The organism is Streptomyces hainanensis, assembly GCF_004348415.1.
Lineage (GTDB): Bacteria > Actinomycetota > Actinomycetes > Streptomycetales > Streptomycetaceae > Streptomyces > Streptomyces hainanensis.
Window position 1 is genome coordinate 1 of the sequence record NZ_SMKI01000244.1, and the last position, 11,738, is coordinate 11,738.

Below are 11,738 nucleotides of genomic sequence, written 5' to 3' on the forward strand. Positions count from 1 at the left end.
GTGGGGGAGGCCGGCGGTCAGGAGGAGGTGGACCGGGCCCTCGGCGCGCTGCGCGCGCCGCAGCCGGCCGCGCTGCCCAAGGGCATGAGCGGCCCGACGCTGTCGGCCGTGACCAGGGCCCTGCGCGACGCCGGCGCGGTCGGCGTCACCGCGGCGGCGGCCGCGGCGGCGGTCGGCATCTCGCGGATCACCGCACGGCGCTACCTGGAGCACCTGGTCGAGACGGGGCGGGCCGAGCGCAGCCCGCAGTACGGCCACGTCGGACGCCCGGAGCTGTGCTACCGCTGGCTGACGGAACGCTAGCCCCCCCGCCGCCCGGCCGGCGCTTGCGCGGCGCGTTCGCGAGGGCACAGGGGGCACGAGGGGGCGCCGGTATGGAAGGGAATGGTGGGGTTCGGCGATGGCCAGTTATCTGCCCGTTCCACTGACATGCGCGGGCCAGGACGCCTACCGTTGGCCACGGGGGCGTCGCCGCTCATTCACCGCCTGAGGGTTTGACGCGGTGACGGGCGGCACGGTTCCCGCGGCCCGTCCGTCAGACCCCCTCGCCAGGGGTCCGAGAGGAGAATCCGATGTCGCTCGACGTCTCACCGGTGCTGCTCGAGCAGGCCGAGCGAGGCGAGGTCGACGAGAAGGCGTTCGTCGACTGCGTCCGAACATCCCTACCCTTCGCCTGGGACATGATCAGTGATCTCGTCGCCCGGCTGAAGGTCGACGGCGGTGCCTTCGCCGACAACACCACACCCCCGCCCAGCGAACAGGCCCGCGGTCAGCTGCTCCGCGCGCTCGCCAGTGACGCCATCCGGGGCGCGCTCGAACGGCACTTCGGGGTGAAGCTGGCCTTCCAGAACTGTCACCGGGTGGCGGTGTTCCCCCTCGACGCCGCCTCCGACGACGCCCTGGCCAGGTTCACCTCCGTCCGGGGCCAGATACTCAACCAGTCGCCGGAGCTGCGGGACTGCTGACGGGCCGGGCAGCGCCGGCCGCCTCGGCCACCTGCCTGCCGGGTGCCGCCGCCCCCGCCGCCGGATGCGGCAGGAGCGGCAGCACCTCGTCGCCGAGTCGCCGGACGTTGAGCTCGGTGGCGACCGTGTCTCCCGAACCCTCGACCAGCAGCGCGAACCGGGTGATCCCGGTCCGCTCGGCCGTGACGGCCAGCCGGTCGGCACACAGCCGTGGATCGCCGACCGGGTGCAGTTCGCACAGCAACTCCGTGTACTCGAGCGGGTCGCGCATCCGGCGCGGCCCGCCGTCCAGCGTCTGGTGCGCCGACAGGCCCCGGCGCAGCCAGCCGGGCAGCGCCCGGCGCAGCGTCTCCACCGCCTCGGTGTGGCTGTCCGCCACCTGCGCCACGCCGGCCGACACGTGCCCGGCGCCGGCGATCTCCTCCGGCGAATGGCCGGCCGCCGCCGCCCAGGCCCGCCACATGCCGACCATCTCCGCCTTCTCCTCGTCCCCCACGTGCATGCCGAGCAGCATCGGCAGCCCACGCTCCGCCGCGGTCCGCACGGTGCCGGGCGAGGTGCAGGCGACGACCACCTCGGGGGGCTCGGCCGGTCTCGGCACCACCGGCACCTCGCGGAACCGGTAGCGCTCGCCGCCGGCGGCGACCCGCGGCTCGCGCAGCCAGCGCAGCAGCAGGTCGAGGGATTCGGGGAAGCCGTGCTCGAACGCCGCCGCGCCGCCGCCGAAGACCTCCAGGTCGACCCAGGGGCCGCCGCGCCCGACGCCCAGCGAGAACCGGCCGCCGGAGGCGAGGTGCAGCAGCGCCGTCTGCTCGCCGAGCGTCACCGGGTGGGTGGTGCTCAGCACGGAGATCGCGGTGCCGACCCGGATGCGGCGGGTGCGGCCGAGCAGCATTCCGGCGAGGGTGGTGGCGGAGGGGCAGACGCCGTAGGGCACGAAGTGGTGCTCGGCCAGCCAGACCGAGTCGAGGCCGACCTCCTCGGCGACGTCGGCCGAGCGGATCGCCCGGTGGAGTGCCTCCCGGTGGCTCTGGCCCGGATACTGACCGGCCAGCACAAATGTCCCTATCCGCAGGGTGTCCATCACCCTCGCCCCTCTCGCCGAGCTGTGTGGTACGCCGTCGAGTGAACGGGTGCCCTCCTGGAACAACGGGTGACACGTGCCAAAGGCACGGGCCGGCAGCAATTTTTTGTGATGATCGGGTGGATGTCGGATTCATGCGGTCCCGAGAGCTGTCGGCGGCGCTGCGTAAAATCGAGACACCGGCCTGTTCGCCGGCGAGTCCGCCGCCCCGACGAACCGAGGTGTCCCGTGTCCCCGCGTCGCAACCGGCCTGCCGCCCGCCCTCAGCCGAGTCAGCGCGTCTACGGCACGGAGAGCATCGACACCTGGCAGGGCGAGGAGTGGGTGGTTCGGCGGATCGCCGGCGCGGCCGCGGCCAAGCACTACCGCTGCCCCGGCTGCGACCAGGAGATCCCACCCGGCGTGCCGCACGTCGTCGCCTGGCCCCAGCTCGGCGCCGTCGACGACCGCCGCCACTGGCACGCCCCCTGCTGGACCGCCCGGGACCGCCGCACCGCCCGTCAGGCGTCCCGCCGCCGCAGCACCAGGTAGCCGCCGAGCAGCGCCGCCGCCACCCACAGCACCATGATGCCGAGACCGGCCCACGGGCCGTACGGCCGGTCGCCGGTGTTCACCACCGACATGATCCAGGAGCCGGCCTGGTCCGGCAGGTAGCGGCCCAGCTTCTGGGTGGCCGACACGTTCGCCAGGATGCCGGAGATCATGAAGAAGAACGGGATCAGCACCCCGAACGACAGCATCGGGCTCCGCAGCATCCACGCCACCCCCATCGCGAACAGCGCGATCAGGCCCATATAGAGGCCGCCGCCGAACACCGCCCGCAGCACGTTCGGTTCGCCGAGGTTCGTGCGGTGGTCGCCCAGCAGCGCCTGGCCGAGGACGAACGCCAGGAAGCTGGTCACCATCCCCACCGCGAGCGCCAGCGCCGTCGCCACCGCCACCTTCGCGAACATCAACAGGCCGCGCCGCGGCACCGCCGAGAGCGACGCCCGGATCATGCCGGTGCTGTACTCGCCCGCCACCACCAGGATGCCGAACGCGATCATCGCCAGCTGCCCGAGCGAGGTGCCGGCGAAGCTGGTCAGCGTCGGGTCGAACGTCATCCGCTCGTGCGGCGACAGCTCGTTGAAGGTGTTCCTGACCAGCAGACAGATCAGCATGCCCAGGGCCACCGTCACCACCAGCGCCGCCGCCAGCGTCCACACCGTGGACCGCACCGACCGGATCTTGGTCCACTCCGAGAGCAGCACCCGGCGCGTCTCATCCCAGCTCATCGTCGCCCCCGTCGTGCGCCTGGTACTCGACGGTCCCGTGGGTCAGCCGCATGAACGCCTCCTCAAGCGAGGCACGCTCCACGCTCAACTCGTGCAACGTCACCCGGTGCTCCGCCGCCAGCTCGCCGACCCGGGCCGTGTCCCCGCCCTCCACCTCGAAGCCGCCGTCCGGCCGCCGCGCCGGCGCGAGCCCGGCGCCCTCCAGCGCCTCCCGCAGCCGCTCGGGCTCGGGGGAACGCACCCGGACGGACGTCCGCGCGTTCTCCTCGATGAACCGCGCCATCGAGGTGTCGGCCAGCAGCCGCCCCCGCCCGATCACCACCAGATGCTCGGCCGTCAGCGCCATCTCGCTCATCAGATGACTGGAGACGAACACCGTCCGCCCCTCGGCCGCCAGCCGCTTCATCAGGTTGCGGATCCAGTGGATGCCCTCCGGGTCGAGCCCGTTCACCGGCTCGTCGAACATCAGGATCCGCGGATCGCCCAGCATCGCGCTCGCGATGCCGAGCCGCTGCCCCATACCGAGCGAGAACCCCTTGGGCCGCTTCCTCGCCACCGCCGTGAGCCCCACCAGATCGAGCACCTCGTCGATCCGCCGCGTCGGGATCCCGTTGCTCTGCGCCAGACACTGCAGATGGTGGTAGGCGGTGCGGCCCGGATGCACCGAGCGCGCCTCCAGCAGCGCCCCGATGAAGGTGAGCGGATCCCGCAGCTCCGCGTACCGCCGGCCGTCGATCCGCACCTCGCCGTCGGTCGGGTGGTCGAGCCCCAGCATCATCCGCATCGTCGTCGACTTGCCGGCGCCGTTCGGCCCGAGGAAGCCGGTGACCACGCCGGGACGCACGGAGAACGTCAGCCCCTCCACCGCCGTCTTGGCGCCGTACCGCTTGGTCAGGTCCGACAGCTCGATCACGCCTCGACGCTAAGACGGCGCAGGGACCGCCGCCCGGTGGGGCGGCGGTCCCTGCGCCGTTCGAGTGAGGCGAGCGGGGCCCGCTGGCTCAGCGGGACTGCTGGGCCGGCACTCCCTTGGTCAGGCTGTCGCCCGCCTTGTCGTCGTCATCGTCGAAGGACACGGCCGCGACCTGAGCGCCGGTCAGCGTGGCCAGCATCTCGCGGACGTTGGTCAGCTGGGCGTTGATGCTGTCGCGACGGTTCGTCAGCGCGGCGAGCTCACGCTCCGACTCGCTGCGGATCCGGTCGGCCTTGGCGTTGGCGTCGGCCACGATGTCCTCGGCCTGCCGCTGCGCGGTCTCCACCGTCTGGCGGGCCCGGCGCTCGGCGTCCGTGCGCATCTTCTCGGCCTCCAGGCGCAGCTGCTCCGCCCGGTGCTCGATCTCCGCGAGACGCTTCTCGGCCTTCGCCTGACGAGAGGCCAGGTCGCGCTCCGACTGCTCGCGCCGCTTGGCCAGGTTGGTCTCGAAGTCGGCGGCGGCCTGAGCGGCCTTGGCGCGGGTGTCCTCGAAGAGGGCGTCCGCCTCCTCGCGCTTGTTCTGCGCGTCCTTCTCGGCCTCGGCACGCGTCGCGGCGGCGTCGCTCTGCGCCTTGTCGACGATCCGGGCGCCCTCGTCCTCGGCCTTGGCCTTGCGCTCGGCCGCGTACGCCTCGGCGTCGTTGCGCACCTGCTGCGCGGCGCCCTCGGCCAGCTCGCGGTGCTGCTCGGCGGCCCGACGGGCCTCCTCACGCAGGTCCTTGGCCTCTTCCTCGGCGAGGCGAAGGATCTTCTCGACGCGGGCCCCGAGCCCGGCATAGGACGGCTCGGCGTCCGTGATGGCCGCCTGCGCGTTCTGCGTCTCGAGGTGGAGCTCCTCGATCCGCTTCTCCAGGGAGGTGATCCGAGCGAGTGCGCTGTCGCGGTCGGCAACGAGCTTCGAGATGCGGTCGTCCACCTGCCCGCGGTCGTATCCACGCCGCACGAGCTCGAAGCCGAAGGGGGAGGAAGTTTCGCTCATGGGGTTCCTGTCGATTCAGACGGGTTCGGTGAGTTGGGTTGTGGGGCCTGGGCGTTCGGCGCTCCGAGGTCGAGCTCCCAAGCCTACGGTCCGGACGATCCAAGCCCTCGGGGCCATCATCCTAGGGGGCAAACCGGCGTGTCTTCGAGCGGATCAGGTATCTGTGTGGAGAATGTTCGCCCCATCCGCTCAATCGAGTGGCGATATGGACGGCCCGCCCGGGACCACGCCGCCGGCCCGGCCGAGCCCCGGATCAGGACCCCGAACGCCCTCTGCCCGGACGCGGCGGACCGCCCCCCGCCGCGGCGACGCTGCCCGGCGGCTTGCCACCCCGACTGCCGTTCTTCCCACTGGGCTTCGGCGCCTCGAACGACTCCAGCGCCTCCAACACGTCCTGCACCCGCGAGATCTCCGCGTTGATGTCCTCACGCCGGCGAGTGAGCCGGTCCAGCTCACGCCTGCCCTCCTCGACCATCCGCTTGGCGTCGCGCTCCGCGTCGGCCCGGGTCTGCTGCGCCTCGCGCACCAACCGGGCCCGCTGCTGCTCCGCCTCCTTGAGCAGCGCCTCCGCCTTCTTCACGGCGGCGATCCGCACCTTGCCCGCCTCGGAGTTGGCCTCCGAGACCAGCCGCTCGGCCGTGGTGCGCGCCTCGGCGCGCTGCTCCTCGGCCGCCTTCATCAGCTTGTCGACGCGCTCACCCGCCGCCCGCGCCTGCTCGGCGGACTCGCGCCTGGCCCGGTCGTGCAGCTCCTCGACCTCGGACTCGATCCTGGTCCGCAGCTCCTCCGCCCGGTCCCTTATCGCCGCCCCGTCCCGACGGGCCTCGTCCAGCAGCTGGTTGGCGTCCCTGCGGGCCGTCTCGACCAGCTCGGAACCCGCCTCCTGGCTGTCCGCGATGAGCCGGTTCGACTCCTTGCGGGCCGCCGCCACCATCGTGTCCGACTGCTCCTCGGCCGTGGCCGCGATCCGCAGCGACTCCTCCTGGGCCTTCGCCAGCAACTCGTCCGCCTGCGCCGCGGCCTCGCTGCGCTTGCGTGACGCCTCCCGGCGCGCCCGGTCCTGGAGCTCGTCCGCCTCGGCCCTGGTCCGCTCGGCCTGTTGGGTCGCCTCGGTGCGACGCCGCTCGGCCTCCGCGATCGCGTCCTTGACGGTGCGTTCGGCCAGCGCGGACGCGGCCTCCTTCTCCTCCGCCGACTCGCGCAGCACCCGGGCGGCCTCGCGCTCCGCCTCCGCGCGGTGGGTGGCGATCTCCGCCTCCGCCGCCTCGCGGATTCCCGAGACCGAGTCCCGCTCCTGCTGGGCCTTGTGCTCGGCCGCCGCCACCAGCGTCTCGGCGCGCCGCTCCGCCTCGTCCAGCCTGGCGCGCGCCTGCGCCAGCAACTCGTCGCCCTGCTCGCGCGCCTGCGCGCGCTCGGCGTGCGCCGCGTCCCGCGCGTCCGCCAGGAGCGCGTCCGCCTCGCGGCGCAGCCTGGCCGCCTCCTCCTGCGCGGCCGACAGCGCCTCGGCGGCCTCGGCCGCGGTGCGCTCGGCCGCCGCCCCGGCGTCGGACCGCACCCGGTCCGCGGCCTCCCGGGCCTCGTCCCGCAGCCGGTCGCCCTCGGCGATCGCCTCGCCGCGCAGCCGGACGGCCAACTCCTCGCCCTCGGTGCGGAATCGCGCCGCGTCCGTCAGGGCCCCGTCGCGCACCTCCTGCGCGGCCCGCTCCGCCTGCTCGGTGAGGCTCCTGATCCGCTCCGCCGCCTCGGCCCGCAGCCGCTCCAGCTCCGCGCTCGCCTCGACCCGCAGCCGCTCGGCCTCGACCCGCGCCTCGGCCAGCGCCTCCTCGGCGGCCCCGACCCGCCGCTCGGCCTCGACCCGCAGCCGCTCCAGCTCCGCGGTGGCCGCGTCGCGCTCGGTGCGCGACGCCTCCCTGGCCTCGGCCCGCACCCGGCGGGCCGTCTCCTCCGACTCCTGGGTGGTGCGCTCCGCGTGCTCGGCGGCCTCGGCGCGCAACTGCTCCGCCTCGCCCCGCGCCTTCCGCAGCGACTGCTCGGCCTGGTTGCGGAGCGTGGTGGCCCGCTCGATGGCCTCGGTGCGGACCCGCTCGCTCTCCGTGGTGGCGGAGCCCCGCATCTCCTCGGCGTCGGCCTTCGCCTGGGCCAGCAGCTCCTCGGCCCGGCCCGCCGCCTCCTGGATCTGCTGCACGGACTCCCGGCGCGCCTCGGCCCTGGTCCGCTCGCCCTCCTCGGCGGCCTCGGCCCGCAGCTGCTCGGCCTCGCCGCGCAGCCGGCGGGCCTCCTCCTGGAGCTCGACCGTCTTGGCCCGGTACTCCTTGGTGTCGTCCTGCGCGGTGCCCTTCAGCTGCACGGCGACGTCGTGCGCCTCGGCCCGCAGCCGGTCCGCCTCCGCCTCGGCCTCGGCCCGCAGCCGCTCGGCCTCCTCGGTGGCCGCCCTGGTGGTGGCCTGCGCGTCGGCCGCCGCCTTGGTCAGCACCTCCTCGGCGGTGCGGGCCGCCTCGGCGAGCTGCGCCGCGTACTCCTCGGCGGACTTGGTCCGCGCCTCGTCCGCCGCCCCGGCCAGCACCTGCTCCGCCTGGGCCCGCGCCTCGTCCAGCGCGTGCTGCGCCTCGGCGCGGCGGTTCTCCGCGTCCGTGGTGGCCTCGGAGACCATCCGCGCGATCTCCGCCTTGGCGGTCGCGGCGCGCTGGTCGTACAGGGACTCGGCCGCCGCCCTGCGCTTCTCGGCCTCCGCGGTGGCCTCGGCGACCAGCCGCTCCGCCTCCTCGCGGGCCGCGCGCAGCTCGGTCTCGGTGGCCGCCGCCCGCTCCTCGGCCCTGCGGACCAGCGCCGCGGCCTCGCGCCGCCCCGAGTCGGCCTCCTGCGCCGTCGAGGTGCGCAGCCGCTCGGCGTGCTCGGTGGCCTCCTGGGCCTGCGTGGCGGCGGCCGTCAGCAGCCGCTCGGCGTCGGCGCGGGCCCGCCGCACCAGCTCCTCGGCCTCCGCCCGCGCCTGCTCGGCGTCCGCGGCGAGCCGCTGTCTGGTCTCCTCGGTCAGCCGCACCGCCTCGGCCCTGGCCTGGCTGACGGTGCGCTCGGACTCGTTCCTGGTCTCCTGGAGCAGCCGCTGGGCCTGCGCCTCGCTGCGGGCCCGCACCTGCTCGGCCCAGGCGACGTTCTCGTTGACGTGGGACTCGACGGTCGAGCGGCGCTGCGCCAGCTCCTCGTCGAGGCGCTGCCGGCGGCCGACCGCCTCGGCGTGCAGCTCCGCCTCGATCCGGGCGCGCTGCTCGGCCTGCTCCTGCATGACCCGCTGCGACCTGGTCCTGGCGTCGCGCAGCTCGCGCTCGGCCTCCACGCGCATCTGGTCGGCCTGGTGGTGCGCGCCGCGCAGGACCTGCTCGGCGTGGGACTGGGCGTCGCCGTAGACGGGGCGCAGGGCAAGGGCGCGGCGCACCTCGTGCAGCTTGGCACGCAGCACCTCGACCTGATAGCCGAGGTCGTCAGCGTGATCGACCGCCTTGTCGCGCTCCTTCTTCAGCCGTCCCATCTCGGCTTCGAGCTGCGAGAGCTGGTCGTCAGCCTGGTAGGTGTCGTAGCCAGGCACCGCGCGGTCCCATCCGTCCCCTGGTCGTGGTGTAGCAGATCCGGTCATCGGCCGAACTCGGGACGAGAATGACGCCCACTGCCCCGGCGGGGCCACTCTACCGGCCGGGGCAGCTCACGTCAGTGGCCCGAGGAGTCTCCTGGTGCCTGAGCGGAGGCGGCGGTCACGATTTCCGTGAGCACTCCGTGACAGTCCTTGGGGTGGAGGAACGTGATGCGTGAGTCCATGGAGCCACGACGTGGCTTGTCGTAGAGCACCCGGACACCCTTGTCCCTGATCCCCTCGGAGTCGGCGTCCACGTCGGCGGTGCCGAAGGCGATGTGATGCACGCCCTCACCGTTCTTGGCCAGCCATTTTCCGACCGGCGAGTCCTCTCTTATCGGTTGCAGCAGTTGGAGGTACGAGGCGGCCCCGTCGTCGGTGCCGTTGATCCGGAGCATGGCCTCGCGGACGCCCTGTTCCTCGTTGATCTCGGAATGATGGACCTCGAAGCCGTAGGTGGCACGGTAGAACTCGACGGTGGCGTCGAGATCGAAACAGGCGATCCCGATGTGATCGATTCGAGTCAACATTCCCCTAGTGCACCGCTCTTGGGGCGGTGGTGCAACGTGCCCACCGTCACAGGTACGCGGCGGTGACCTTCCCGGTCACGCTCTGTACATTGGCGTAAACGATCGTTCACTCCCGAAGTCTTCCGTGGAGGGACCCATGACCATCACTTCTTCGCGAGGGCGTTCCTCCGGCGGCGGTTCGGTGATCCTCGCCGGTGCCAGGACCCCGATGGGGCGGCTGCTCGGCTCCCTGAAGTCGTTCTCCGGCGCCGAGCTCGGCGGCTTCGCGATCGAGGCCGCGCTGAGCCGGGCGGGCGTGGCGCCCGAGCAGGTCGAGTACGTGATCATGGGCCAGGTGCTCCAGGCCGGCGCCGGCCAGATCCCCGCCCGGCAGGCCGCCGTGCGGGCCGGCATCCCGATGTCGGTGCCGGCGCTCACCGTCAACAAGGTGTGCCTCTCCGGGCTCGACGCCATCGCGCTGGCCGACCAGCTGATCAGGGCCGGCGAGTTCGACGTGGTCGTGGCCGGCGGCCAGGAGTCGATGACCAACGCGCCGCACCTGCTGCCCAAGGGCCGCGAGGGCGTCAAGTACGGCTCCGTGCAGCTGCTGGACGCGATGGCGCTCGACGGGCTCACCGACCCGTTCGACGGAATCGCGATGGGCGAGTCGACCGAGCGGTACAACGCCAAGCTGGGCATCACCAGGGAGGAGCAGGACGCCGTCGCCGCCGCCTCCCACGAGCGGGCCGCCGCCGCCCGCGAGGCCGGCCTGTTCGACGCCGAGATCGCCCCGGTGGCCATCCCGCAGCGCAGGGGCGCCCCGGTGCCCTTCGCCCAGGACGAGGGGATCAGGCCCGCCACCACCGTGGAGTCCCTCGCGCGGCTCGCGCCGGCCTTCGCCGGCGAGGGCACCATCACGGCCGGCACCTCCTCGCAGATCTCCGACGGCGCCGCGGCCGTCGTCGTGATGTCCCGGGCGCGGGCCGAGGAGCTCGGCCTCTCCTGGATCGCCGAGATCGGCGCGCACGGCAACGTCGCCGGGCCCGACAACTCGTTGCAGTCGCAGCCCGCGAACGCGATCCGGCACGCGCTCGACCGGGAGGGACTGACCGTCGACGACCTCGACCTGATCGAGATCAACGAGGCGTTCGCGGCCGTCGCCGTGCAGTCAATGAAGGACCTCGGAGTCGGCCCCGAAAGGGTGAACGTGAACGGTGGCGCGATCGCCCTCGGCCACCCCATCGGCATGTCGGGCGCGCGGCTCGCCCTGCACCTGTCGCTGGAGCTGGGCCGCCGCGGCGGCGGCGTCGGCGTGGCCGCGCTGTGCGGCGGCGGCGGCCAGGGCGACGCGCTGATCCTGCGCGCCCCGCGCTCGTGACGGTTCCCCCGGACGTGGCGCGGCTGGTGGCCCAGGCCAGGGAGGGCGCGCCCCGGGCCGTCGCCCGGCTGATCTCCCTGGTCGAGGGCGCCTCCCCGCTGCTGCGCGAGGTGATGGCCGCGCTCGCCCCGCACACCGGCCACGCCTACGTCGTTGGCCTCACCGGCGCGCCCGGCGTCGGCAAGTCCACCAGCACCTCGGCCCTGGTCACCGCCTACCGGCGGGCCGGCCGCCGGGTCGGGGTGCTGGCCGTGGACCCGTCGTCGCCGTTCTCCGGCGGCGCGCTGCTCGGCGACCGCATCCGGATGGGCGAGCACGTCTCGGACCCCGGTGTCTACATCCGTTCGATGGCCACCCGCGGCCACCTCGGCGGCCTGGCCTGGGCCGCCCCGCAGGCCGTGCGGGTGCTGGACGCGGCCGGCTGCGACGTGGTCCTGGTCGAGACGGTGGGCGTCGGCCAGTCGGAGGTGGAGATCGCCTCCCAGGCCGACACCACGCTGGTGCTGCTCGCCCCCGGCATGGGCGACGGCGTCCAGGCCGCCAAGGCGGGGATCCTGGAGGTCGGCGACGTCTTCGTGGTCAACAAGGCCGACCGGGACGGCGCGGACGCCACGGTCCGGGAGCTCAACCACATGCTGGGCCTCGGCGAGGCGCGCGCCGTCGGCGACTGGCGCCCCTCGGTGGTCAAGACGGTCGCCGCCCGCGGCGAGGGCGTGGACGACGTCGTCGCCGCGTTGGACAAGCACCGCGCCTGGCTCGACGAGCACGGCGAGCTCGCCGCCCGCCGCCACCGCCGCGCGGCCCGTGAGGTCGAGACCATCGCGGTCACGGCCCTTCGCGAACGCATCGCCGACCTTCGCGGCGACCGCCGGCTCGACGCCCTGGCCGACCGCATCCTGGCCGGCACCCTCGACCCCTACGCCGCGGCCGACGAACTGGTGGCGGGGGTGGTGG

At 73.7% G+C, this 11,738-nt stretch carries 11 protein-coding genes; 5 read left to right on the top strand and 6 right to left on the bottom strand.

The window, feature by feature from the left end:
* The coding region (locus E1283_RS21590) for a response regulator (RefSeq protein ID WP_481906699.1) at window positions 1-303 on the top strand (303 nt) is incomplete at its 5' end.
* 269 nt (window positions 304-572) lie between these two features.
* Window positions 573-965, top strand: a complete 393-nt coding sequence (locus tag E1283_RS21595) for an SCO5389 family protein (protein ID WP_132819769.1) — start codon at window positions 573-575, stop codon at window positions 963-965.
* On the opposite strand, the gene E1283_RS21600 is transcribed toward E1283_RS21595, so the two are convergent.
* Window positions 934-2,040: an LLM class flavin-dependent oxidoreductase gene (locus E1283_RS21600; protein ID WP_132819778.1), complete on the bottom strand. Its 1,107-nt coding sequence runs from the start codon at window positions 2,038-2,040 to the stop codon at window positions 934-936. The two genes, E1283_RS21595 and E1283_RS21600, sit on opposite strands and share 32 nt — an antisense overlap.
* A gap of 237 nt (window positions 2,041-2,277) precedes the next feature.
* On the opposite strand from E1283_RS21600, the gene E1283_RS21605 reads away from it, so the two are divergent.
* Complete coding sequence (locus E1283_RS21605; RefSeq protein ID WP_132819770.1) at window positions 2,278-2,580, top strand: ATP/GTP-binding protein; 303 nt, start codon at window positions 2,278-2,280, stop codon at window positions 2,578-2,580.
* Here E1283_RS21605 and E1283_RS21610 read toward each other — a convergent pair.
* The 5 genes from E1283_RS21610 to mce form a co-directional block, all read right to left on the bottom strand.
* Entirely contained in the window at window positions 2,550-3,323 is a 774-nt protein-coding gene (locus E1283_RS21610; RefSeq protein ID WP_132819771.1) for an ABC-2 transporter permease, read from the bottom strand. The genes E1283_RS21605 and E1283_RS21610 overlap by 31 nt on opposite strands.
* Window positions 3,310-4,236 carry an ABC transporter ATP-binding protein gene (locus E1283_RS21615; protein WP_132819772.1) on the bottom strand — a complete coding sequence of 309 codons (927 nt, stop codon included), beginning with the start codon at window positions 4,234-4,236 and terminating at the stop codon, window positions 3,310-3,312. Before E1283_RS21615 ends, E1283_RS21610 begins: the two co-directional genes overlap by 14 nt.
* Window positions 4,237-4,324: 88 nt before the next feature.
* Window positions 4,325-5,275, bottom strand: coding sequence for a coiled-coil domain-containing protein (locus tag E1283_RS21620; RefSeq protein WP_132819773.1), 951 nt, complete (start codon window positions 5,273-5,275; stop codon window positions 4,325-4,327).
* A 253-nt stretch (window positions 5,276-5,528) separates the two neighbouring features.
* A complete protein-coding gene (locus E1283_RS21625; RefSeq protein WP_132819774.1) occupies window positions 5,529-8,855 on the bottom strand; it encodes a hypothetical protein in 3,327 nt (1,108 codons plus the stop codon).
* A gap of 119 nt (window positions 8,856-8,974) precedes the next feature.
* Complete coding sequence (mce, locus tag E1283_RS21630) at window positions 8,975-9,427, bottom strand: methylmalonyl-CoA epimerase (RefSeq protein ID WP_132819775.1); 453 nt, start codon at window positions 9,425-9,427, stop codon at window positions 8,975-8,977.
* A 136-nt stretch (window positions 9,428-9,563) separates the two neighbouring features.
* Between mce and E1283_RS21635 the strand changes: the two genes are divergently transcribed.
* A complete protein-coding gene (locus E1283_RS21635) occupies window positions 9,564-10,784 on the top strand; it encodes an acetyl-CoA C-acetyltransferase (RefSeq protein WP_132819776.1) in 1,221 nt (406 codons plus the stop codon).
* A partial coding sequence (gene meaB / locus E1283_RS21640) for a methylmalonyl Co-A mutase-associated GTPase MeaB (protein ID WP_132819777.1) occupies window positions 10,781-11,738 on the top strand: 958 nt, incomplete at its 3' end. The genes E1283_RS21635 and meaB, both read left to right, overlap by 4 nt.

Coding starts and splice junctions, on each gene's coding strand:
- E1283_RS21595 (WP_132819769.1), top strand. CDS start 573: ATGTCGCTCGACGTCTCACCGGTGCTGCTCGAGCAGGCCGAGCGAGGC.
- E1283_RS21610 (WP_132819771.1), bottom strand. CDS start 3,323: ATGAGCTGGGATGAGACGCGCCGGGTGCTGCTCTCGGAGTGGACCAAG.
- E1283_RS21620 (WP_132819773.1), bottom strand. CDS start 5,275: ATGAGCGAAACTTCCTCCCCCTTCGGCTTCGAGCTCGTGCGGCGTGGA.
- mce (WP_132819775.1), bottom strand. CDS start 9,427: ATGTTGACTCGAATCGATCACATCGGGATCGCCTGTTTCGATCTCGAC.
- E1283_RS21635 (WP_132819776.1), top strand. CDS start 9,564: ATGACCATCACTTCTTCGCGAGGGCGTTCCTCCGGCGGCGGTTCGGTG.